General features: G+C 63.1%; 20 protein-coding genes and 1 rRNA gene. 7 read left to right on the forward strand and 14 right to left on the reverse strand.

The genetic code is table 11. The annotated features are described in order from the left end of the window. Positions 1–143: 143 nt before the first annotated feature. Entirely contained in the window at positions 144–614 is a 471-nt protein-coding gene (locus G7Z99_RS18835) for a TlpA family protein disulfide reductase (protein ID WP_181096513.1), read from the reverse strand. Positions 615–700: 86 nt separating this feature from the next. On the opposite strand from G7Z99_RS18835, the gene arsC reads away from it, so the two are divergent. After that, positions 701–1,054: an arsenate reductase (glutaredoxin) gene (gene arsC, locus G7Z99_RS18840; RefSeq protein ID WP_181096516.1), complete on the forward strand. Its 354-nt coding sequence runs from the start codon at positions 701–703 to the stop codon at positions 1,052–1,054. Further along, complete coding sequence (wrbA, locus tag G7Z99_RS18845) at positions 1,051–1,656, forward strand: NAD(P)H:quinone oxidoreductase (protein ID WP_181096518.1); 606 nt, start codon at positions 1,051–1,053, stop codon at positions 1,654–1,656. The genes arsC and wrbA overlap by 4 nt, the downstream gene beginning before the upstream one ends. Positions 1,657–1,674: 18 nt before the next feature. Here wrbA and G7Z99_RS18850 read toward each other — a convergent pair whose 3' ends face one another. After that, positions 1,675–2,346: a DNA-3-methyladenine glycosylase I gene (locus G7Z99_RS18850; protein WP_181096520.1), complete on the reverse strand. Its 672-nt coding sequence runs from the start codon at positions 2,344–2,346 to the stop codon at positions 1,675–1,677. A 3-nt stretch (positions 2,347–2,349) separates the two neighbouring features. Continuing rightward, on the reverse strand, positions 2,350–3,174 hold the full coding sequence (gene ttcA / locus G7Z99_RS18855) for a tRNA 2-thiocytidine(32) synthetase TtcA (protein WP_181096522.1): 825 nt from the start codon (positions 3,172–3,174) through the stop codon (positions 2,350–2,352). A gap of 165 nt (positions 3,175–3,339) precedes the next feature. On the opposite strand from ttcA, the gene G7Z99_RS18860 reads away from it, so the two are divergent. After that, positions 3,340–3,834 carry a SprT family zinc-dependent metalloprotease gene (locus tag G7Z99_RS18860; RefSeq protein WP_181096525.1) on the forward strand — a complete coding sequence of 165 codons (495 nt, stop codon included), beginning with the start codon at positions 3,340–3,342 and terminating at the stop codon, positions 3,832–3,834. Positions 3,835–4,172: 338 nt separating this feature from the next. Here G7Z99_RS18860 and G7Z99_RS18865 read toward each other — a convergent pair whose 3' ends face one another. Beyond that, positions 4,173–5,495, reverse strand: a complete 1,323-nt coding sequence (locus G7Z99_RS18865; protein ID WP_181096527.1) for a dicarboxylate/amino acid:cation symporter — start codon at positions 5,493–5,495, stop codon at positions 4,173–4,175. A 345-nt stretch (positions 5,496–5,840) separates the two neighbouring features. Between G7Z99_RS18865 and G7Z99_RS18870 the strand changes: the two genes are divergently transcribed. The 3 genes from G7Z99_RS18870 to G7Z99_RS18880 all read left to right on the forward strand — a co-directional run bounded on the left by G7Z99_RS18870 (position 5,841) and on the right by G7Z99_RS18880 (position 11,563). Next, positions 5,841–6,542, forward strand: coding sequence for a 4'-phosphopantetheinyl transferase family protein (locus G7Z99_RS18870; RefSeq protein WP_181096529.1), 702 nt, complete (start codon positions 5,841–5,843; stop codon positions 6,540–6,542). Between the two features lie 597 nt (positions 6,543–7,139). Further along, the gene (locus G7Z99_RS18875; RefSeq protein WP_181096531.1) at positions 7,140–10,019 is read left to right on the forward strand and encodes a ribonucleoside-diphosphate reductase subunit alpha; all 2,880 of its coding nucleotides are present in this window, start codon (positions 7,140–7,142) and stop codon (positions 10,017–10,019) included. Positions 10,020–10,309: 290 nt separating this feature from the next. After that, the gene (locus tag G7Z99_RS18880) at positions 10,310–11,563 is read left to right on the forward strand and encodes a ribonucleotide-diphosphate reductase subunit beta (RefSeq protein ID WP_181096533.1); all 1,254 of its coding nucleotides are present in this window, start codon (positions 10,310–10,312) and stop codon (positions 11,561–11,563) included. Between the two features lie 306 nt (positions 11,564–11,869). On the opposite strand, the gene G7Z99_RS18885 is transcribed toward G7Z99_RS18880, so the two are convergent. The 7 genes from G7Z99_RS18885 to G7Z99_RS18915 all read right to left on the reverse strand — a co-directional run bounded on the left by G7Z99_RS18885 (position 11,870) and on the right by G7Z99_RS18915 (position 19,721). Next, positions 11,870–12,100 (reverse strand): hypothetical protein, encoded by a 231-nt coding sequence (locus G7Z99_RS18885; RefSeq protein ID WP_181096535.1) that lies wholly within the window; start codon positions 12,098–12,100, stop codon positions 11,870–11,872. A 62-nt stretch (positions 12,101–12,162) separates the two neighbouring features. Then, entirely contained in the window at positions 12,163–12,729 is a 567-nt protein-coding gene (locus tag G7Z99_RS18890) for a UPF0149 family protein (protein WP_181096537.1), read from the reverse strand. Positions 12,730–12,819: 90 nt separating this feature from the next. Continuing rightward, the gene (locus G7Z99_RS18895) at positions 12,820–13,809 is read right to left on the reverse strand and encodes an asparaginase (RefSeq protein ID WP_181096539.1); all 990 of its coding nucleotides are present in this window, start codon (positions 13,807–13,809) and stop codon (positions 12,820–12,822) included. Then, entirely contained in the window at positions 13,806–14,963 is a 1,158-nt protein-coding gene (locus tag G7Z99_RS18900; RefSeq protein ID WP_181096541.1) for a hypothetical protein, read from the reverse strand. Before G7Z99_RS18900 ends, G7Z99_RS18895 begins: the two co-directional genes overlap by 4 nt. 10 nt (positions 14,964–14,973) lie before the next feature. Beyond that, positions 14,974–15,870: a nitrilase family protein gene (locus tag G7Z99_RS18905; RefSeq protein WP_181096543.1), complete on the reverse strand. Its 897-nt coding sequence runs from the start codon at positions 15,868–15,870 to the stop codon at positions 14,974–14,976. Between the two features lie 143 nt (positions 15,871–16,013). Then, entirely contained in the window at positions 16,014–17,942 is a 1,929-nt protein-coding gene (locus G7Z99_RS18910; protein WP_181096545.1) for a flavin monoamine oxidase family protein, read from the reverse strand. A gap of 372 nt (positions 17,943–18,314) precedes the next feature. Next, positions 18,315–19,721 carry an MFS transporter gene (locus G7Z99_RS18915; protein ID WP_219854294.1) on the reverse strand — a complete coding sequence of 469 codons (1,407 nt, stop codon included), beginning with the start codon at positions 19,719–19,721 and terminating at the stop codon, positions 18,315–18,317. Positions 19,722–19,944: 223 nt separating this feature from the next. Here G7Z99_RS18915 and G7Z99_RS18920 point away from each other — a divergent pair, with 223 nt between their 5' ends. Further along, complete coding sequence (locus tag G7Z99_RS18920) at positions 19,945–20,478, forward strand: helix-turn-helix transcriptional regulator (RefSeq protein ID WP_258197089.1); 534 nt, start codon at positions 19,945–19,947, stop codon at positions 20,476–20,478. A 57-nt stretch (positions 20,479–20,535) separates the two neighbouring features. Here the strand turns inward: G7Z99_RS18920 and G7Z99_RS18925 are convergent, their stop codons facing one another. From G7Z99_RS18925 to rrf, 3 genes are all read right to left on the reverse strand, one after another. Then, the gene (locus G7Z99_RS18925; RefSeq protein ID WP_181096547.1) at positions 20,536–22,179 is read right to left on the reverse strand and encodes an acetolactate synthase large subunit; all 1,644 of its coding nucleotides are present in this window, start codon (positions 22,177–22,179) and stop codon (positions 20,536–20,538) included. Between the two features lie 243 nt (positions 22,180–22,422). Further along, complete coding sequence (locus G7Z99_RS18930; RefSeq protein ID WP_181096549.1) at positions 22,423–23,613, reverse strand: hypothetical protein; 1,191 nt, start codon at positions 23,611–23,613, stop codon at positions 22,423–22,425. A 249-nt stretch (positions 23,614–23,862) separates the two neighbouring features. Next, positions 23,863–23,937 (reverse strand): 5S ribosomal RNA (gene rrf / locus G7Z99_RS20310); the annotation flags it as partial.

Below are 23,937 nucleotides of genomic sequence, written 5' to 3' on the forward strand. Positions count from 1 at the left end.
CTGTGGGAGCGGGCTTTCCCGCGATGCAGGCGGTGACGGAACGGACGCTATCGCGGGCAAGCCCGCTCCCACAACATGGAGCTCACGCGCGCATCCGCTTGATAATCGTCCACGCGGGCTTGCCTGCTTTTTGCAGCCTCTGCTCAGACCTCGGGGCCCTTCAGTGCTTTCAGGCGTGCCTTGAGGCTTTCCAGGGTCTGCTCGCCGACCAGCTGCTCGCGCACCTTGCCTTTGTCGTCGATGATGTAGGTGACCGGCAGCGCCTCGCTGCGCGGCAGGTCGTAATGCTCGGCCGGGTCCTGGGCCAGCACGGTGAACTGGATGCCCAGGGTGTCGCTGGCCTGCTTGAGTTCATCGCCCTGCAAGCCGTCGAAGTTGACCCCGATGACCTTCACGCCACTGGCCTGCCAGCGCTGCGCGGCAGTGTTCAACTGCGGGATCTCGAGCCGGCACGGTCCGCACCATTCGGCCCAGTAGTTGAGGATCACCCAGTGTCCGTCCACCTGGCTCGCCTCGACGGCCTTGCCGTGCTGGTCGACACCGTAGTCTGCGCCGCAACCGCCGAGCAGCAGCCCTGCGGTAATGGCCAATGCTGCTGCGAAACGCCTTGCCATGGGGTGCATCCTTCTTGAAGTTTGAAGCGAACGATCGATTCGCTGGGGTTAGAATAGCCGCCACACCCTGCTGGATGCGACCTGTGATGACCGATCTGACGCTGTATCATAACCCGCGCTGCTCCAAATCCCGCGAGGCCCTGGCGCTGCTCGACGCACGCGGCCTGGCGCCGACGGTGGTGCGCTACCTGGAGACCCCGCCGGACGCCGAGACCCTGCGTGCGCTGCTGGGCGCCCTGGGCCTGTCGGCCCGTCAGCTGCTGCGCAGCGGCGAAGACACCTACAAGGCCCTGGGCCTGGCCGACCCGGCCCTCACCGACGCCCAGCTGATCGAAGCCATGGTCGCGCACCCCATCCTGATCGAACGCCCGATCCTGGTCGCAGGCGACCGGGCCGTCGTCGGTCGACCACCTGAAAAGGTGCTGGAGATCCTGCCATGAGCACGCCCTACATCCTGGTGCTGTATTACAGCCGGCATGGCGCGACCCGCGACATGGCTCGGCACATCGCCCGTGGCATCGAGCTGACCGGCCTGGAAGCGCGCCTGCGCACCGTACCGGCCGTGTCCAGCGACTGCGAAGCGGTCGCCGCGGACATTCCCGAGCACGGTGCGCCGTACGCCACGCTCGACGACCTGCGCAACTGCGCCGGCCTGGTGCTGGGCAGCCCGACCCGCTTCGGCAACATGGCCGCACCGTTGAAGTACTTCCTGGACGGTACCAGCGGCCTGTGGCTCAGCGGCGACCTGGTCGGCAAACCTGGCGCGGTGTTCACCTCGACGGCCAGCCTGCACGGGGGCCAGGAGAGCACCTTGCTGTCGATGCTGTTGCCGCTGCTGCACCACGGCATGCTGGTGCTGGGCCTGCCGTACAGCGAATCGGCGTTGATCGAGACCCGTGGTGGCGGCACGCCGTATGGTGCCAGCCACCATGCCGGGGCCGATGGCAAGCGTGCACTGGACGCTGAAGAGATCGCACTGTGCCGTGCCCTGGGCCAACGCGTGGCGACCACCGCCAAGGCGCTCGCCCAACCGGCCCGCTGAGGCGCGGGCGACGGGGCGTCAGTGGTTGACCGTGTGCGCCAGCATCACCGACAGCTGGCACAGCGGTCGACCGCTTTCCTGGTGCCACTGGTTGAAGGCCTGCTGCACCAGCGCCAGGTCGCGCTGGCTGGTCGGCTGCTTGTCGATCACGCCCTGGGCGATCAGCGCGGCCGCCATGTCGGCCGTGGGCACGAAGGTGTCCTTGCCGATCATGCGCAGGAAGCGCGGCGCCGACAGCCCGCCCAACTGGTTGCCATGGCGGGTCAGGTACTTCCACAGGCCGACGATGTCGTCCACCGGCCAGTCGGCGATGAAGGCCGCGAAGCTGCCATGCTCGTACTGCACGTCGAGGATCATTTGCGCGTTGCGCGGCACGCTCTTGAGCTTGGCCAGGTGGCGGATGATGCGCGTGTCCTGCATCAGCCGCTCCAGATGCTCGGCGCCCATCAGCACGACCTTCTCCGGGTCGAACCCGAAGAACACCTGCTCGAAGGCCGGCCACTTGGCATCGACCAGGCTGTGTTTCAGCCCGGCCCGGAAGACCCGCAACGCCAGCGTCGACAGGTAGCGATCGTCCCCGATCGCCCTGAGCTGCTCGGGCGTCTTGGGCCGTGGCAGGCGCGCCTCGAGCGCAGCGGCCGAGCCGAAGCGGTTGAGGCAGTATTCATGCAGCCACGTGTAGGTGCGCATGGGTCAGAGGTTCACCACGTCGAGGAAGCGCGGCGTCGCGTTTTCGTCGATCTTCAGGCTGCCGAAGTCGAACAGGTCGCGGTCGGCGAGCTGGGACGGCACCACGTGCTGCAGGCCGCGGAAGATGTTGTCGGTGCGCCCCGGGTGCTTGCGTTCCCACTCCACCAGCATGTCCTTGACCACCTGACGTTGCAGGTTCTCCTGGGAGCCGCAGAGGTTGCACGGGATGATCGGGAACTCGCGCATGTCCGAATAGGCCTGGATGTCCTTCTCGCTGCAGTAGGCCAGCGGGCGGATCACCACGTTGCGACCGTCGTCGGCCCGCAGCTTGGGCGGCATGGCTTTGAGCGTGCCGTTGAAGAACATGTTGAGGAAGAAGGTCTCGACGATGTCGTCGCGGTGGTGCCCCAGGGCCATCTTGGTCGCGCCGATCTCGTCGGCGAAGGTGTACAGCGTGCCGCGGCGCAGGCGTGAGCACAGCGAGCAGGTGGTCTTGCCTTCGGGGATCAGTTCCTTGACCACCGAGTAGGTGTCCTTCTCGACGATGTGGTACTCGACGCCGAGGGTCTCGAGGTAGGCCGGCAGCACGTGCTCGGGAAAGCCTGGCTGCTTCTGGTCCATGTTCACCGCGACGATCTCGAACTGGATCGGCGCCACTTTCTGCAGGTGCAGCAGAACGTCGAGCATGGTGTAGCTGTCCTTGCCACCGGACAGGCAGACCATGACCTTGTCGCCATCCTCGATCATGTTGTAGTCGGTGATGGCTTCGCCGGCGAGGCGTCGAAGGCGTTTCTGCAGTTTGTTCTGATTGACCGAAAGGGTGCCCATAGCGCTTGGATCCGCAAGGTGTGACAAAAGCCGGCCATTTTACGCACAAAGCGGCGTTTCGCGTAGGGCAATCCGATGAAGACCGTGACGGGGCGACCGGCCGGCTGGCGGTGCCGTACCGGTGGCGCACGTGAGGCATAATGGCCGGCCAGGAGATCGCTCGTCATGCCCGAACTGCTCAACCAACGCGTGGAAGCCTGCTACCGCCAGGCCGAAGCGTTCTTCGACCGTCGCTTCCCCCGGCCCGAGGTGAGCCTCAAGCTGCGCGGGCAGAAAGCCGGCGTGGCGCACCTTCAGCAGAACCTGCTGCGGTTCAATGCGCAGCTGTACCGGGAGAACACCGAGCACTTCCTGCGTCAGACCGTGGCCCATGAGGTCGCGCACCTGGTGGCGCACCAGGTGTTCGGCGGTCGCATCCCGCCCCACGGCCGCGAGTGGCAATCGATCATGCTCGGGGTGTATGGCCTGCCGGCCGACCGCTGTCACAGCTATGCCGTGGAGCGGCGCAGCGTCTTGCGCTACCTGTATCACTGCCCGTGCCCGGAGAGCGAGTTTCCGTTCACGGCGCAGCGGCATCGGCTGGTACGTGGCGGACGGCGGTATGTGTGTCGGCGCTGCAAGCAGGTGTTGCAGTACAGGGGTGAGACGCGGGTGGTGTGAGTTCGGGTATCGGGTGGAGGGCGCCACACGCAGGGCGGTACGCGTGTGGTTTGCATGACGTGTAGGGGTGGCTGATTTCATGGGCCCTGCGGGCCCAATCGCGGCACGGGGGCCGCTCCTACAGGACCGTAGCGCTGATCTGACAAAGCACTACTGGCCCATGTAGAAGCGGCCCCTGCCGGGGCGCCGGACCGGCCGCGATCGGGTCCGCAGGGGCCGCAAAACCACGATGCAGTGACGCATGGATCGCGCCAAAAAGGCCGTCCCCACAGAAATGGGCTTGCCACCCTCACGAAAAAGGCGACCCGTAGGTCGCCTTTTTCACACGCGTCGAGCGATCAGCGAGCCGGGCCTTCGGCTACGCCCAGGTCGTCGGTCGGACGGGTTTCGACCAGTGGCGCGCCACCGGAGGCCAGCTCGGACGCCAGCTTGTCGTTGTCCATCTCGTTGACCCACTTGGCCACGACCACGGTGGCGACGGCGTTGCCGACCAAGTTGGTCAGGGCACGGGCTTCGGACATGAAGCGGTCGATGCCGAGGATCAGCGCCAGGCCCGCCACTGGCAGGTGGCCGACGGCCGACAGGGTCGCGGCCAGGACGATGAAGCCCGAACCGGTCACACCCGCGGCACCCTTGGACGCGACCAGCAGCACCAGCAGCAGGGTGATCTGGTGGGTGATGTCCATGGTGGTGTCGGTCGCCTGGGCGATGAACACGGCAGCCATGGTCAGGTAGATCGAGGTACCGTCGAGGTTGAACGAGTAGCCGGTCGGGATGACCAGGCCGACCACCGACTTCTTGGCCCCCAGGCGTTCCATCTTGGCCAGCATGCGCGGCAGGGCCGATTCCGACGAGGAGGTGCCCAGCACGATCAGCAGCTCTTCACGGATGTAGCGGATCAGCTTGAGGACGCTGAAGCCATGGGCGCGGCAGATGGTGCCGAGCACCACCAGCACGAACAGCAGGCAGGTGATGTAGAAGCAGGCCATCAGGTAGCCCAGCTGCACCAGCGAGCCAACGCCGTACTGGCCGATGGTGAAGGCCATGGCACCGAACGCGCCGACCGGCGCCAGCTTCATGATCATGTTGATGATGTTGAACATGACATGGGCGAAGCGATCGATCATGTCCAGCATCGGCTTGCCGAAGCTGCCCAGACGGTGCAGGGCAAAGCCGAACAGCACGGAGAACATCAGCACCTGAAGGATGTCGCCGTTGGCGAAGGCACCGACCACGGTGTTGGGGATCACGTTGAGCAGGAAGCCCACGGTAGTCTGCTGCGCGCCGGCGGCGGCGTAGGCTGCCACGCTGCTGGCGTTCAGGGTGCTGACGTCGACGTGCATGCCGGCGCCCGGCTGGACGACGTTGACCACGACCAGGCCGATGATCAGAGCGATGGTGGAGACCACCTCGAAGTACAGCAGTGCGTAGCCACCGGTCTTGCCGACCGACTTCATGCTCTGCATGCCGGCGATACCGCTGACCACGGTGCAGAAGATGATCGGGGCGATCACCATCTTGATGAGTTTGACGAAGCCGTCGCCCAGGGGCTTCAGGGCAACGCCCGTTTCAGGATAGAAGTGGCCGAGCAGAATACCGACGGTGATGGCGACCAACACCTGGACATACAGGGATTTGTACAACGGCTGACGTGTCGTCATGGCTCAATTTCCTCAGTGTGCGGCGCCACCCTTTCCAGGGCGTCGAAGCACCTCGCGCGAACCCTCCTGCACCTGGAGGGATTTGTTGTAGGCGCTGCTGGTTGCAGAACGCTGTCCAATGCTTAGCAAGGCCGGTGCCAACGTGCACGGTACCGGGGCACGCGCCGTGTTCACGGGGCTTGGATGCGCCGTTCGGGGGCAACGAAGGTGCTTACTCTGGCGGAAACCCGCCGCCTTCACCCGGAAGCGGCAAGGTGATGGCGGAAATCCGCCTGCACAGCCTGCCGTCTCGAACGCGCTTGCGCCCACTCCCCTCGTCTGCGCCAGGCTGGCACAATGGTCACCATGAACCGACTTCCGCTCTGCTGCACGCCGCTCCAGCACCACTGGCCCCTGCCCCGCCCGCTGCCTGGCGCAGTCCTGGTCAGTTGCGCCTTCGACCCTGCCCGCTTGGCGCCGGACGACTTTCAGCGGGCCGGCATCGTCCAGACCCCCAGCCTGGAGCGCTCGGTCGCCAAGCGCCGGGCCGAATACCTGGCCGGTCGGGTCTGCGCGCGCGCCGCCCTGCAACGCCTGGACGGCCGCGAGCACGTCCCGACGACCCACGAGGACCGCTCGCCGGTCTGGGCCAGCGGCGTGCATGGCTCCATCACCCATGGTCAGGGCTGGGCCGCCGCCGTGGTGGTCGCCCAGGGTGACTGCGGGGGTGTCGGTCTGGACGTGGAAAGCGTGTTGAGCGACGAGCGCGCCGAGCGTTTGGCAGGCGAAATCCTGACGCCTGCCGAGCTGGAACGCCTGGATCGCCAGCAGCTCGCCCTGACGGTCACCCTCACCTTCTCGCTCAAGGAGAGCCTGTTCAAGGCCCTGTACCCCCTGACCGGCACGCGGTTCTGGTTCGAGGACGCCGAGATCCTGCACTGGTCGCCGGAGGGTGATGCACGGTTGCGCCTGCTGACCGACCTGTCGTCGACCTGGCGTGCCGGCCAGGATGTACAGGGGCAGTTTCAGGTGGAACAGGGACGATTGCTCAGCCTGGTCAGTGTCTGACGCACCGCCCGTAGAGTTCCCTCGCAAAACAAAGAAAATTCGCCGACCAATGGCTATCTCGTTGTAAGACGCGAGCTACAAGGGATGCGCCCCCCTACGCACAAAATACCCACACGTTATCCACAGATGCGTCGTCTTGCATTAGGCCTTCGACCGCACTATCTTGTATCGCCATGACCGGCGACCAACTACATGTTGGGTTTTACGCCAAATCGCAAACACAAGTCATGCAGAAAACTCAAGCCCTTCGAGGGCCTTTTTTCGGCGTGCACGTGACGCGAAGTCGCCAACCAGACCGCTCCTGCGGAGGCCCTCGAGGCCTGTCTGAACCAGACGTGTTCGAGGTAGGAAAACCAGCGCCCAGTGCCTGGCAGACCACGGCAACAGATGTTGGGCACATGCCCAGGACGTTTGACATCGGCCAGGGAGCGGCAGGCGATTGCCCCCTTTTATTTCCGATCTGTCCAACGTCGGTGGGCCTTTGCGGGCCATTGCACCTGTGTCGTGCAATGGCCGCCAAGGCGTCGAGCGCTTGAGCAGATCGGTGGACGTCCCGGACGTCCGTACAAACATTGAGAATGTGGAGAGTCACCCCCCATGCAAACCGACACAACTCGCGAGAACCCGCAGGCCCAGGTGCCATCAGCCGCCGATTCCAGTGCGGATCTGGCTGCGACCGCCCCCGGCCAACTGCGTGTGATCAAGCGCAACGGTACCGTCGTCGCCTACACCGACGACAAGATCACCGTCGCCATCACCAAGGCGTTCCTCGCGGTTGAGGGCGGCACCGCCGCCGCCTCGTCGCGCATCCATGACACCGTCGCCCGCCTGACCGAACAGGTCACCGCCACCTTCAAGCGTCGCATGCCCTCGGGCGGCACCATCCACATCGAAGAGATCCAGGACCAGGTCGAACTGGCCCTGATGCGCTCCGGCGAGCAGAAGGTCGCGCGCGACTACGTGATCTACCGTGAGCAACGCGCCAAGGAGCGCGCCACCCGCGCCAACACCGGCGCCGTGGTCGAGCCGCACCCGTCGATCCGCATCACCCTGGCCGACGGCAGCAAGGCGCCGCTGGACATGGCGCGCCTGAACACCATCATCAGCGAAGCCTGCGAAGGCCTGGCCGAGGTCGATGGCGAGCTGATCCAGCGCGAGACCCTGAAGAACCTCTACGACGGCGTGTCCCTCAAGGACGTCAACACCGCCTTGGTGATGACCGCCCGTACCCTGGTCGAGCGCGAGCCGAACTACTCGTTCGTCACCGCCCGCCTGCTGATGGACACCCTGCGCGCCGAGGGCCTGGGCTTCCTGGGCGTGGCCGAAAGCGCCACGCACCACGAGATGGCCGAGCTGTACGCCAAGGCCCTGCCGGCCTACGTCGCCAAGGGCATCGAGTTCGAGCTGCTCAACCCGGCGCTGGCCGACTTCGACCTGGAGCGCCTGGGCAAGGCCATCGATCACGAGCGTGACCAGCAGTTCACCTACCTGGGCCTGCAGACCCTGTACGACCGCTACTTCATCCACAAGGATGGCGTGCGCTTCGAGCTGCCACAGGTGTTCTTCATGCGCGTGGCCATGGGCCTGGCGCTGGAAGAGGCCGACAAGGAAGCCCGTGCGATCGAGTTCTACACCTTGCTGTCGTCCTTCGACTACATGGCCTCGACCCCGACCCTGTTCAACGCCGGTACCCTGCGCCCGCAGCTGTCGAGCTGCTACCTGACCACCGTGCCGGACGACCTGTCGGGCATCTACCACGCGATCCACGACAACGCCATGCTGTCGAAATTCGCCGGTGGCCTGGGCAACGACTGGACCCCGGTCCGTGCGCTGGGCTCGTACATCAAGGGCACCAACGGCAAGTCCCAGGGCGTCGTGCCGTTCCTCAAGGTGGTCAACGACACCGCCGTGGCGGTCAACCAGGGTGGCAAGCGCAAGGGCGCGGTCTGTGCGTACCTGGAAACCTGGCACCTGGACATCGAAGAGTTCATCGAGCTGCGCAAGAACACCGGTGACGATCGTCGCCGTACCCACGACATGAACACCGCCAACTGGATCCCGGACCTGTTCATGAAGCGCGTCTTCGACGACGGCAAGTGGACCCTGTTCTCGCCCTCGGAAGTGCCGGACCTGCACGACCTGACCGGCAAGGCCTTCGAAGAGCGCTACGAGTACTACGAAGCCCTGACCGAGTACAACAAGATCAAGGTGTTCAAGACCATCCAGGCCAAGGACCTGTGGCGCAAGATGCTCTCGATGCTGTTCGAGACCGGCCACCCGTGGCTGACCTTCAAGGACCCGTGCAACCTGCGCTCGCCGCAGCAGCACGTGGGCGTCGTGCACAGCTCCAACCTGTGCACCGAGATCACCTTGAACACCAACAAGGACGAGATCGCCGTCTGCAACCTGGGCTCGATCAACCTGCCGAACCACATCACGGACGGCAAGCTGGACACCGCCAAGCTGCAGCGCACCGTCAACACCGCCGTGCGCATGCTCGACAACGTGATCGACATCAACTACTACTCGGTGCCGCAGGCGCGCAACTCGAACCTCAAGCACCGTCCGGTCGGCCTGGGCATCATGGGCTTCCAGGACGCGCTGTACCTGCAGCACATCCCGTACGGTTCCGATGCCGCGGTCGAGTTCGCCGACAAGTCGATGGAAGCGGTCAGCTACTACGCGATCCAGGCGTCCTGCGACCTGGCCGACGAGCGTGGCGCCTACGAGACGTTCCAGGGCTCGCTGTGGTCCAAGGGCATCCTGCCGCTGGATTCGCAGCAGATCCTGATCGAGGCCCGTGGTCAGAAGTACATCGACGTCGACCTCAACGAAAGCCTGGACTGGGCACCGGTCCGTGCCCGCGTGCAGAACGGCATCCGTAACTCGAACATCATGGCCATCGCGCCGACCGCGACCATCGCCAACATCACCGGCGTGTCGCAGTCGATCGAGCCGACGTACCAGAACCTGTACGTCAAGTCGAACCTGTCGGGCGAGTTCACCGTGATCAACCCCTACCTGGTCCGCGACCTCAAGGCGCGTGACCTGTGGGACTCGGTCATGATCAACGACCTCAAGTACTACGATGGCTCCGTGCAGCAGATCGAGCGCATTCCGCAAGAGCTCAAGGACCTGTACGCCACCGCGTTCGAAGTCGAGACCAAGTGGATCGTCGATGCCGCCAGCCGTCGCCAGAAGTGGATCGACCAGGCGCAGTCGCTGAACCTGTACATCGCCGGCGCCTCGGGCAAGAAGCTCGACGTGACCTACCGCATGGCCTGGTACCGCGGTCTGAAGACCACCTACTACCTCCGTGCCCTGGCCGCGACCAGCACCGAGAAGTCGACCATCAACACCGGCAAGCTCAACGCCGTGTCCAGCGGTGGCGACAGCGCCCCGGTCCAGGCCGCCGGCCCTGCCCCGGTGCCGAAGGCCTGCGCGATCGACGAGCCGGATTGCGAGGCGTGCCAGTAACACGCCACGCGAGGCCTTTCCCGGAAGGCCTCTTCACCCAGGCGCTTCGTCGCGCCAGGGCTGCCGTGACAGCACCAAGGATGCACGGTCGGGGTCCATCGTTCCGTCGAACGGGTCACTCCACCGTGCAGCCCCCTACAACAGGCCGACGCCGCGTAGCGTCAGCCCGCCCCTTTCGGGGGCCTCCCGATTTGCGTGCACCCGCAGTACCCCACACGGGGCTCAGGCACCGCAACCATGATCCACCGGTCTTCCGTCATGGAAGGCCCCTCGAGCAGGAGATTCTCACCATGCTGAGCTGGGACGAATTCGATAAAGAAGACGGCGACGTCGCCGCCAAAGGCAACACCCACGCGGCCCAGGCCGAAGCGGCCACTTCCCTGGACAAGCTCGACAGCGCCGGCGATGCCGCCGCGCAACAGGCCCGTGCCGTCGTTGCCACCGACTCCGAGGCCGTCAAGCGCGCCAAGGCATCGCTGGACAAGCTCGACATCGCCGAAGGCCTGGCCGAGCTGGAAGGCTCCTCGGCCCGTGTCGCGGTCGACGAGAAGCGCATGATCAACTGCCGCGCCGACCTCAACCAGCTGGTGCCCTTCAAGTACGACTGGGCCTGGCAGAAGTACCTGGACGGCTGCGCCAACCACTGGATGCCGCAAGAGGTCAACATGACCGCGGACATCGCCCTGTGGCGTGCCCAGGACGGCCTGACCGAAGACGAGCGCCGCATCGTGATGCGCAACCTCGGCTTCTTCTCCACCGCCGACTCGCTGGTCGCCAACAACCTGGCCCTGGCCGTGTACCGCCTGATCACCAACCCGGAGTGCCGCCAGTACATCCTGCGCCAGGCTTTCGAAGAGGCGATCCACACCCACGCCTACCAGTACTGCATCGAATCGCTGGGCATGGACGAAGGCGAGATCTTCAACATGTACCACGAGATCCCGTCGGTGGCGAAGAAAGCCGCCTGGGGCCTGAAGTACACCCGCGCCATCTCCGACCCGGAATTCGACACCGGCACCGTCGAGACCGACAAGGAGCTGCTGCGCAACCTGATCGCCTACTACTGCGTGCTCGAAGGCATCTTCTTCTACTGCGGCTTCACCCAGATCCTGTCCATGGGTCGTCGCAACAAGATGACCGGCGTCGCCGAGCAGTTCCAGTACATCCTGCGTGACGAGTCCATGCACCTGAACTTCGGCATCGACGTGATCAACCAGATCAAGATCGAGAACCCGCACCTGTGGGACGCCGAGATGAAGGAAGAAGCGACCCAGATGATCCTGCAGGGCACCCAGCTGGAGATCGAATACGCACGCGACACCATGCCGCGCGGCGTGCTGGGCATGAACGCGGCGATGATGGAGGACTACCTCAAGTTCATCGCCAACCGTCGCCTGACTCAGATCGGCCTGAAGGAAGAGTACCCAGGGACCACCAACCCGTTCCCGTGGATGAGCGAGATCATGGACCTGAAGAAAGAGAAGAACTTCTTCGAGACCCGTGTGATCGAGTACCAGACCGGTGGGGCGTTGAGCTGGGACTGAGATGAGGCCTGCTAGGGTGTCGTGAGACGCAACGGTCTTCCAGACACCTGAGACAGGCAGCACCCCTGGCGTCCGACCTGATGAAAGCCACCTGCGCCGCAAGGCACAGGTGGCTTTTTGCATGGGGCGCCAAGGTTCGCATGCTTCACTACACTGACCGGTCTCGAGACACTGGCGTCAAGGACCTTCGACAGCGAGCCCCTTCATGGAGCGAAAGGCCACCCCCTCATCCCGCACCGATTGGGTCTTGCGCAGCACGACGCCTGGTCATGTGGAGCGCATCGAAGCGTGGTTCGGTGGGCATGGCTATGACCGCAGGCCCAGATGGTGCAGCCTCACGGCCCAGGGACGATGGTCGGCGATCAGTCCCCAGCGGAGGTGTGCGGCCTGCTCACGCAGCGCCTCAGAATCGCGACCTGCCAGGGTGAGGGCGATGTCTGATCGACGATTCAGGTGTCGGCACACGATGCGGCCGAAATTGCCGTAGGCGCCAATCACCCGCACATGGGGCGCCACACGGCGCTCCTCGTCGTTCATCTACCGGCGGTGGCCGGCTGGCGGGTCCCGTCCAGGCACGTCCAGATCCTCGCTCGCGCCACTCAGTGTCGGGTGCTGGCCGCAAACTGCTGTTGGTAACGGTAGAGCCCACGCACGGCCTCGACGACCTCGGGCACGCAGGCCTGACGCTGCGCCTCGCTCATGGCGTCGAGCAGCTCGACGTTGTCTTCCAGGCCATGCAGGGAAATCGTCTTGAGCAGCGCGTCCTGCTCGGCAGGCAAGGCCGCCCATTCGGCGACCTGGGTGCCGCGCATGTAGCCAAAGCACCACTCTTCCAGAATGATGACCGGGCCCTCCTCGCCTTCGCCCTCTTCGAACAATGGCTCGAAACCGTCCAGATCCGACGCCAGCGCCTGTGCGACCTGGTCGCAGTAACGCAGCATCAGGGCGGTGTAGGCTTCGCCATGGGCGGCGCTCTTGAACGTGGGTACCTTGCCGCCGCTGACGGCAGGCAGCCAGCGCTCGGCGTTGACCCGGGCCGGGGAGCTGGCCAGGGCGGTGAAGAAGCCGTTGAGTTCGGCCAGGTTGATGACGGAGAAGTCGTTGCCGTAGGTGATCAGCAGGTCTTCGAGCCGGTTGAGTTCTTTTTCGGAAAGCGCTGGCAGCATGAACGGAGGTGTCCTTGGGTGAATGCCTGCACCCTAGCACAGCGGGCCGCGCGTTGCCCTTGGCAAGCGCGGCGGTTGAAGGAGCCGCGCTCAACGTGGCAAAAAGCGAGCGAACGAGGATGCCATGCCGTTGGCCAGTAGCAGGCTCAGCAATAGGCGGCTTTTACGCGGGCATAACGAGCCAGCCATCTGTACACCTTTAGCCTGCAGGTCGATCTCTCCTCCGTCGAAGCCATAGGTGGCCTGAGCGGTCGGGCCTTTGCCTGTACGGCTGGCCACTACCACGGGCATGCGTGTCGCCAGCCTTTCGAGCACGCGCGCCCACTCGGCAGAAACGTGTCCGGCACCGAACCCTGCAATCACCAGTCCTCGATACCCCAGATCGGGCAAGGCTTCCAACAACATGGTATCAGCGCCCAAGGTGGCCTCGAGCAAGGCCACGCGTGGGCAAGCCTGCCGCGCGATGGGCAAGGTGATGCGAGGCACAGGTGGTTGACGATAGTCTGCCCTGCCTTCGCGCAAGCATCCCAGTGGCCCTGAATCCGGCGACTCGAATGCCGCCAGTGCCAGACTGGCGGTCTTGCGTACACGGTGGGCCGCATGGATTTCACCATTCATTACAACCAGCGCACCACGTCCTCGACTGTCGGCCGACAAGGCTACCTGGGCAGCCGCCAGCAGGTTGCCTGGACCATCACTGCCAGCCTGACCGGCAGGACACATGGCGCCGGTCAATACCAATGGGGCTGCAAATGGCCAAAGCAGATCCAGCCAGTAGGCCGTTTCTTCCAATGTATCGGTGCCCTGAGTGAGCACAACGCCGCATGCACCACTTTCGACCTGCGCCTTGGCCCAATCGAAGGTGCCGATCAAGTCGGCGAAGCCCATCGACGCGCTGGGTAGCAGACACAAATCGGCGCTGTGCAAACACGCCATTTGCGTCAAACCCGGCAACTCGGCCAGCAGTTCGCCAGCACCTAGACGAGGCGTGACGCCCGCACGCCCAGAGGTAGAGGCCATGCAGATGGTGCCGCCAAGGCTACCGATCGACAGCGTGGGCAAGCGGTTGCGCGCAGTCATGATTGGCCTCCTACGATGAGACCTATGACTGGAACGATCACGGCGGTGCAGATCGCCATGGCGCACACGTTGCCGATGTAACCGTGCATGTAGGCGGGCAGACGATCACTGATGGCCGCTGCCAATGGGGGGGCCATCAACGCGCCCCACATTGCACTGAGCACGATGACGTGCCAGCTGCCGCCCAGTGTCAGTACGGCCGCTGGCACGACTGAGACGATGGGAATGTAGGTCGGATACCAACCGCGTTGCCGCCATTGATGACGCCACAGCAATACACCGATCAGCGAGGTCAATGCTTGGCCCGTGATCAGCTCCAGCACCAGGCCTGAACCATAGGCCGGTGCATCGGGCGAGAGCGCGTACGCGAGCAGAGCGCCTAGTACCAGACCGAGACTGGCCAATTCATTGCCGAGAAACGGTGCTTCGCTGAAGTCTGCCAGAACACGGCGCACGACCCACAGCGGGCCGTAGTCAGGTGTGCTCACAGACGCGGCCTGAACCTTCGGACGCGGGGCCTGCTCCGGCCGAACCCAGGCGGGAAAACGTCTGCACAGCAAAAATGCAATGACGCTGGCGATTGCCATGCCAGCGACATTGCCGATTACCACAGGCAACGCCAATGGATAGCACACGTAGTTGACCAACAGCAGGGACGCTGGCGTCACCAGCACTGCGCCCAGCACGGCGCCCGTGAGTGCGACACGCCAACCGCCGCCAAACAGCAGCACCATGGCTGCCGGCAACGAGACGAAGGCGACGAAGGTCGGTTGCCAGACACCGCTGCTCAAGGTCCAGCCCCACAACGCATGGCTGAGTAACAAGCCACCCAGTGAGCTGGCGAGCAGCCATGGCCAAAGACCACTGCCATAGCATACAGCGAACCCCTGCCAACGCCTGCCCGAGCGGTGCGCCCAATGCGCAAGACCTGCACCAAGCAACAGGCCGAGAGCGGGCAGTTCGTGTTTGTAGAACGCCACTTCACTGATATCGCCAACGATCCAACGTAGCCGACTCAAAGGTTGATCGAGCGTAGCGGTGAGTTGAGCGTAGGCAGGCCAGTGACCGAACAACCCCATCAGCACCACGCCCAGTGCCAGCAAGACCAGCATTCCCAAACCCCGCTGACGGGGCGCTGTGAACGATATGTTCATGAGCGTCTCCTCAACGTGGCAGTGGCGCATGCAGGCGATAGCCGAGCATGCTGTCGTAGAGGTCAGCGCGACGATCCCGAGGCAGATCGTTGAGGCTGTTCCAGATAGGCGCACTGCGCGCCAGGCTCAGGTCGATCTCGGCATACAGAATGCATTCCTGCTCGGTACTGGCGACATCGCCGATAGGCCAGCCATTGGTGCCAGCGATCAACGAACATCCAAGGAACCGCCCTCCTCTTTCGCTTCCAATACGGTTGGCGGCAGCAATATAGACGTTGTTGACATGGGCGGCAGTCATGGTCAGGTATGAGGCCATGCAGCGATCAGCCTTGTCGAACAATGGAGGCGGTGTCCACACCCAGTTATTGACGCTGCAGAGGATGTCGGCACCCTGTTGGGCCAGTAGACGCGGGACCTCTGGAAACCAGATATCCCAGCACACCAGCAGGCCGATACGGCCGATTGGGGTTTCAAAGACCGGGAATCCTAAATCGCCTGGTGTGAACCAAAGCTTTTCCTGGTTCCACAGGTGTGCCTTTCGGTAGTGCCCCAAGATGCCTTGCGGCCCGAACAGCACCGCGCTGTCGTAAAGGTTGAGCCCGTCACGCTCGGCGAAACCCGCAACGAGGTACACCTGATGTTCGCACGCGAAGTCCGCCCAGGCAGCCACGGTCGGACCGTCTTCAAGCGTCTCGGCGTGCTGGTAAGCCTCGGCGCGCGAGTGGAAGGAATAGCCGGTATTGGCAAGTTCAGGAAGAACAATGAGGTTCGCGCCTTTCAGCGCAGCCTGTCGGGCGAGTTCCAGACTCCTGCTGACGTTCGCTGCTCGGCGCTCGAGGCCTACCTGTGGATCGAACTGGATGACGGCAACGTGTGCAGGACTGACAGGCGCGATTTGCTCGTTCATGGCGGCTTCCTTCTTATTATGGAAGCGCCAGTTAAACCTGTTCATGCCTGGGAAGAGGAGTCAGCGGTTTCCCAGAGATTGGGCGAATTTTCCTACCAGACTAGGCGAAACCGCTGATATCGACACAACGTGCAATATTATGGCTATCGGTAATGTGGGTAGTTCGCCAGGGTGAACCCGCCATTGAAAGAGGCTTGGGTGTGGGCGCAAAGGTTGATCACGACGTCGACTGCCGTCCGCAAACAAGGCTCAGTCCAACCAGCATCTACGGAAAACGACTCGCCTGCCAAGTAAAGGCCTGACACGCCGCCAAGATCTCGGTTGTATCGCATCAGGCTGACGGCGGCCTGGTAGGTGCCGGCTCTGTAGAGCTTCGCGCAACCCAACGCATGTTTGTCCGTCATCCACCGCTGCACGACACTGTGGCGGGTATCGATGAATGGCGAGATGGCCTGCTTGACGTTGCTGCAACGGAGCAAAATGCGATCCAGCTCCCGGGTGCATTGATCTACGAGCTCTGCATCCGAGAAACAAGCCAGCTTGGTGGCATCGTCCTCCCACGTATAGCTGAGCAAGATGCAGTCATAGTCATAGTGTTCGCTGTAGCGGTAGGCGTAAACGTCGTGGACGATGCTATCGGTGACCAAGATTTGCGGGAAATGAGGGTTGTTGTCCAAGAAGGTTTTGCTCAATCGCGCATAGACCTTGCAACTGGTCTCCCAATGCGCATGCTTCCAGGCATCGACTATCGAATAAGGCAACAGATCAGGGCTAAAACCTTCCAGGCGGAGTGTCGTTTCGATGAGCCATGAGGGCAAGGTCAGGATGACGGTATCGAAAGCTTCGCTGGCAGTCGATGCACTGGATGTTGGTTCGTCGCTGCAACGATGATGCACGATGATTTTTCCATCATCCAGGCGTTGCAGTCGAACCACGGAGGTGTTGGTCAGAAGACCCTCAGGGTGTTCCAGGCAATGTGCATAGAGCGACCGCTCGATCTCAGGTATCTCCATGAACAGTAAACACTCATCCAATGCGCTGACGCCCAGGTAGTCAGGAGCTTTGAACATCGAGCCGGCACTGTCTGGCACTTCCCGGCGATCCAGATAAGGAGCGGCATACGGCACCCCGTGCTCGTCGACACGCCCGTGAATGAGCTGCAGATGACTGCTGAACCCGAACAACGCGGTACGCAGTGGGTAAAGACAGCACACGTCATAGAAGGCGCCCCAGCTCCCGTCGCCGATGCCGATGGCATAGAAGATGGACGACTCGTCCTCGGTCATGCCAAGGCCGCCGAAGTCGCCTGGGCGATCAGGATCGAGAACCTCTAGAAACGGCAGCTTGACCAACTGACGGAATGACAATGACTGATAACGTTCAACGATCTGTTGCCACAGGGCTTCCCACTTGTGGGTGCCATACGAAGCGGCCACTTTCTCTGCGAACCGCTGCGCAAAACGTTCCCACTTGCCATGAACGCGTCGCAGCGCTGCGCCTGGGGGTGGCGTGGTGCCGTCGGAGTTCTGCCAGATCAGGAGTGTCGGTTCGCCCTCCCCCTCCAGCTGACCTTCTCTCATGTAGATACCGGTTGCATTGACCCATTGTGTGCCGGGGTTCGGAAAGTCCGACGTTCTCAGACCGAAGAGCTGACTGTAATACGCCATGAGTGACCGGCCTGCTTCTGGCGGCTCGCCTGTCCTGTTGAAGAACGGCATGCGCATGGCACCCAGTTCAAACGGTGTGGCGGGCTTCTTGTAGTCTTCAGGTCCATCCACGACCGTGAAATGCCGCCCGCCAACGCGCTTGGCCTTTTCGATCACCGTGATTTCAGTGAATCCACAACGCAGAAGCTCGCGGGCGGCGGCGAGGCCGGTGACACCGGCACCGACGATGCAGATTCGATGAGTGGACTTCGTCGCCTGAGCAATGCCACCCGCCTGCTCGACGAGTCGCCGATAGTCGAAACAGAGGTCGGGCGGATTGGGAAAGCGCGCACTCCATGGCAATGGATCCGTGTCAGGCGTGATGCGCAGGTCGGCAGGATGGTTGTGTGTCGATCCGATCGTCATGTCGTCAGTCCGTCCAGGTAGGTGGACGTGCAGTGTCATCGACATAGGACGTCAGAAAACGGTAGATAACGAGTGCCAACGATCAACTGTGGATGGACCAGCAACCAGGCCGCCCTCGTGGCGAAGAGGGCGGTTCTAATCACGGCCAGCGTCTGCTTACGCGGTTGGTTGTCCAAGCCTGGACCTGCACCGTCCGCGCCCGGCCAGCGGGTTCACGGCGGTGATCGAGGTCTCGAAGCATTGAGCGGTCACATCGACTCGAACCTGTACGGGCAGTGTGCGCTAGATTGCTCGTCGAGCGAGAAGTTGACGTGAGCGTGCGAACATCGGTCAGGCTGGTGAGGCTATCACTCACGCTCAGGTACTAGCGCTTCATGAGACGAAGGTGCGAGCCGCCTTGATGGCGCTGAAAATCCCCAGCAAGGGTGCGATGGCCAGCAGCGCGAACAGCCAGAACGCGGCATTGCCGAGGGTGGTGACTTCCGTGCTGCCATGACCGAGCCCGGCCAGGTTGACGATCATGCCCGCCAAGGCGGCACCCAGTGCCGTGGCGAACAACTGGACGGTGGTGAGCGAAGCGCCGGCCGCTTCCTGGTCCGCTTCAGGTGTGATGACCAATACCTGCGTCAACAAGTGCGGCCAGCCCAGGCCGATGCCGAAACCGACCAGGCCGAGCCCTGCGCAGATGCCGGTCATCACCCATGCACCGTTCAGCGACGCGATGGGGCTGGCGGCCGCCAACAGGACCATGCCGACGAACACGCAGATCGGTCCGTTGATGATGGCCAGGCGTGCACCTCGTGCCTGCCAGCCTGAGCTCATGACTTCCGAAACCGTCCAGCCAGCGGCCATGAGGGCGGCGATGTAGCCAGATACCAATGGTGTCTGGCCTTGCAGCTTTTGCAGGAAATACGGCACGAAGGTTTCGCTGGTCATGCCGACCACCAGCAGCCCCATGGTCAGGTAGAGCGCGCACAAGGGCGAGGACAGTCGGAGGGCGCCCTGCGGCAGCAAGCGAACCTCGCTCACGCGCTCCAGGCGTGCGATCCAGACCACCAGCACCAGCGCGGTGACGACGCCCAGCACGTTCAGCGCCGGTACGCTCGAAACACTGCCAGCACTGACCGCCAGCACCGCGGCAGTCAAGGCCGTAAGCTGCGGCACGGCCAGCGCACCGCCGTCGCTCCCGCCCGCTTTGGCCGGCAGCACCCACCAGACGAATACGATGTAGAGCAGCGTGATGGGGACGAGGATACCGAAGGCCATGCGCCAGGCGTCGTACTCGGCGAAAATGCCGCCGATGGCCGGTCCTAACAGGGTGGCGACACCCCACATGGCTGAAATCAACGCCATGGCCCGTGGCCACAAGCGCTCCGCGAAGACGCTCTGAATCATCGAATAGCTCAACGCGAACAAGAAACCTCCGCCCAGACCCTGCAGCGTTCGGCCTATCAACATCACGGTCATGCTGGGCGCCAGGGCGCAGACCAGGCTGCCCAGCATGAAGCACAGTGCCGCTACCGCATAGGCACCGCGCGATCCGCGGCGTGCCAACAGACGCGCCGTCAAGGCCGACCCGATGATCGACGCCACGACGAACAGCGTCATGTTCCAGGCATACAGACTCAGCCCGCCAATCTCGGCGACGACGGACGGCAACACGGTGGTCGCGATGTAGATGTTGATGGCATGCAGCGCCACGCCCCCCGACAGCGCAAGCGCGCACGCGCCATTGCGGCCTGACAGCAGACTTCCCCAGCTTGCGTTCATGGTATCCATACAGCCTCCTGGCTCATCCTCGTGCGAATTGTCTAGAACCGCACAGTGGGTTACGCTTGATTTAACAAGCTAATTCTTTTTTTATTCTTGAGGGAGGGGCGCGCTGTTGTCAAGCCAGCACAGGGACATCGAGGACAAGCCACAGGCCACGGCGGAACGCTTGCTGCATCTGCTCAAGACCCGAGGGCCGCAACAGGCCGCAGACGCAGGTCAGGTATTGGGCATGACGGCCGAGGCGGCCAGGCAGCAGCTCGTGAAGCTGGCTGCCCAAGGTTGGGTCGACACGTATTCGCACGCGCGAGGCGTGGGACGGCCCGCGCAGTTCTGGCAACTGACCAGCAAGGGACACGGCCGTTTCCCGGATACCCATGCGGACCTGACCGTGCAACTGCTCGATTCGGTGCGTCTGGCGTTTGGCGAATCGGCCATCGAGACGCTGATTGCGATCCGCGAACGGCAGAACCGCGAGACTTATCTGGAGGCGATGGATGAGACGGATTCGCTGCTGGAGAAAGTCCAGCGCCTGACCGAAGCGCGGTGTCGCGAGGGGTACATGGCCGAATATGCCGTCGAAGAGGATGGCACGCTGACCTTCATCGAAAATCACTGCCCGATCTGTTCGGCAGCCGCGCATTGCCAGGGCTTCTGCCGCTCTGAACTGGAGCTGTTCGAGCAGATTCTGGGGGCGCGTGTGGAGAGGACCGAGCACATCCTGGCCCAGTCACGGCGGTGTTGCTACAAGATCAGCCCACGGTGAATGCAGAACCGTGCCACCCGTACTGCCAATGGCTGGCAGTACGGGCGATTGCAAGGGTCAGACCGCCAGCGCACGCTCACGCAGTTCGCTGTTAAGGATGCGATCGTTCTCGCTGTAGTCGACCGGGCAGTCGATCACGTGCACGCCTGGGGTCTTCACGCAGTGCTCGAGCAGCGGCAGGAGGCCGTCGGCGCTTTCCACACGGTGACCATTGGCGCCGTAGGCTTCGGCATACTTGACGAAGTCCGGGTTGCCGTAGTCCAGGCCAAAATCGGTGAAGCCCATGTTGGCCTGCTTCCAGCGGATCATGCCGTAGCCATCGTCACGCAGGATCACCACGGTGATGTGCATCCCTAAGCGTACGGCCGTTTCCAGCTCCTGGCTGTTCATCATGAAGCCACCGTCGCCACACACCGAGATGACCGGACGCTCGGGGTAGACCAGGTGTGCGGCCATGGCCGAAGGCAAACCGGCGCCCATGGTCGCCAGGGCGTTGTCCAGCAGCACGGTGTTGGGCTTGTGCGCCTTGTAGTTGCGGGCGAACCAGATCTTGTAGATGCCGTTGTCCAGCGCCACGATGCCTTCGGACGGCAGCACGCGACGGATGTCGGCGACCAGACGCTGCGGGTAGACCGGGAAACGGTCGTCGTCGGCGCCTTCGGCGATCTGCACTTCGTTGGCTTCGCGGATCGCCATCAGGCGGGTGAAGTCCCAGTGGCTGGTGTCGCTCAGCGCTTCGCCGATCTGCCAGACGGTGTTGGCGATGTCACCGATCACTTCGACTTGCGGGAAGTACACCGCATCGACTTCGGCACTGCGGAAGCTGATGTGAATGACTTCGGTGCCGCCACGGACCATGAAGAACGGCGGCTTCTCGATCACGTCGTGACCGATGTTGATGATCAGGTCGGCGGCCTCGACGGCGCGGTGCACGAAGTCACCCGACGACAGGGCGGCGTTACCGAGGAAGCGCGGGTGACGCTCGTCGACCACGCCCTTGCCCATCTGGGTGGTGATGAACGGGATGCCGGTCTTGTCGATCAGCTGCTTGAGGACCTTGGCGGTCATCTTGCGGTTGGCGCCGGCACCGATCACCAGGATGGGGCTGCGAGCGTTCTTGAGCTTCTGCACGGCCGCTTCGATGGCCTTGTGCTCGGCCAGCGGACGACGGTGCAGGCTGCGCGGGATCGGCAGGGCATCGGTCTGCTCGGCCGCGATGTCTTCAGGCAGCTCCAGATGCACCGCACCCGGCTTCTCTTCTTCAGCCAGACGGAAGGCTTCGCGCATGCGGGCCGGGATGTTGTCGGCCGAGGCGAACTGGTGGGTGTACTTGGTGATGGGGTCCATCATGCCGCAGACGTCGATGATCTGGAACCGGCCCTGCTTGGACTTCTTGATCGGCTTTTGCCCTGTGATCATCATCATCGGCATGCCGCCCAGGTAGGCGTAGGCGCTGGCGGTCACCAGGTTGGTGGCGCCTGGGCCGAGCGTCGACAGGCTGACACCGGTCTTGCCGGTCAGACGGCCGTAGGTGGCGGCCATGAAGCCTGCGGACTGTTCGTGACGGGTCAGTACCAACTTGATCTTGGACTTGCGCAGGGACTCGAGCAGGTCGAGGTTCTCCTCACCCGGGATGCCGAATACAAACTCGACACCTTCGTTTTCCAGGCATTGCACAACGACATCGGCGGCCTTGGCCATCTTGCTTGTTACCTCAAGTGATAGTGCGGTGGTGAATCCGGGCATGTATCAGCGCACAGCGCTGCATCGATCGGTCCGTGGACCTGTTCTGTGGATCACGGACAAGGTCTTGACGCAGCCCAGGTACGCGAAAGTCACGTGCGATCGCATTCCTGTCGCGATCGGTGACAAGGGTGCCGTGCAGGATGGACGGCGTCCAGGCTTTATTGCCCACGACGCGCGGAACGATCATGGTTTACCGTCTCAGAACGCCGAAGGGCCGATGAGCAAGCCAATGAGGGGGTTCAGTACCAGTGTGCCGAGGGCCATGGCCAAGGTGCATCCAACGTGCACGTGCATGTCGTCCGGTAGGCGCAGGGTGATGGCGATGGCCAGGGGCGGCAGGACGGTGGCCCCGAGCAAGGCGCTCAGGAGGATGACGTTGAGCTGGCCACCATACGTCAACAGGGCGACCGGCACGATCGAGACGATGGGCAGGTACGTGGGGTACCAGCCCAGGCCGATCCAGTGTCGACGCCAGATCAGAATGCCCAGCCACGAGGCCAGCGCCTGGCCTGCGATCAACTCGGGAACCAGATGAGAACCGTAGGCAGGACTGGCAGGCGACAGCAGGTAGGCCAGCAAGAGGCCTCCCAGCAGGCCGAGGCTGGCCCACTCGTTGCCGAAGAACGTGACCTCGCTGAAGTCGGCCAGCACGCGTCGCAGCACCCATACCGGGCCATGACCTGCATCGATCGTCGAGGGCCGGCTCGTCAAGGGCGACTGCCGCGTACCGAGCCAGTGCGGGCAGTGCGTACAGAGACGCGATACCAGCGCACAGGAAAGGGCCACGCCCAGCATGCTGCCCGTGATACTGGGCAAGTCCAGCGGAACACAGAGCACGTTGAACAGCAGCAGGCTGGTCGGCGTGACCAGCAGCGCACCCAGCATGGCACCACCGAGCAACACACGCCACCCGGTACCGAAGGACATGACCAGCATGGCAGGGACCGACACGAACGCCACGTAGGTGGGCTGCCAGGCCCCTGCCTGCAGTGTCCAGCCCCAGAGGGCATGGCTCAGCAACAGGCTGACGACCGAGCTGGCGACGACCCACCACCAACGTCCGCGGCCATGGCACAGGGCAAAGCCCTGCCACGCCTTTGCCCGCTGGTAGGCCCAATGGGCGAGCGCACCGCCGCACACGAGGCCCAACGAGGCCAGTTCATGCTTGTGGAACGTGGCTCCGCTCAGGTCGCTCAGGAACCAGCGCAGGCGCCCAAGGGGCTCGTTGATGTGCAGCCGCATGTCTTCGTAGTCGGGCCACACGCCCAGCCAGACATGGGCGCGGCCGCTGACCACTTCGATGAACAGTACGGTGAACAGCGAGATCACCAGGCAGATCAGCCCATGCGAGTAAACGCTCTGGCGAACAGGAGGAAGAGCGTTGCCCATCTGCAGATCCTTCACGGTGAGAAGGTCATAGTTAAACGGGCAAGGCAGGGGGGCTGACAGTCAGACGCTTCTGACAGACACGCGGGAAACCTCAACCATCAAGAGCGAGTTGGCTTATTGAAGGAAAAGGAAGGTTTGACAGTAGCAGCCCTCCCCTGAAAATGCCGAGGAGGACACACGCGACGTTTCAGAACGCGGAAAAGACAAAACCCCTACCTGCATGCGCAGATAGGGGTTTTGCGAAATGAATCTTGGCGATGACCTACTCTCACATGGGGAAACCCCACACTACCATCGGCGATGCATCGTTTCACTACTGAGTTC

Source organism: Pseudomonas entomophila (assembly GCF_013523165.1).
Taxonomy (GTDB): domain Bacteria; phylum Pseudomonadota; class Gammaproteobacteria; order Pseudomonadales; family Pseudomonadaceae; genus Aquipseudomonas; species Aquipseudomonas entomophila_A.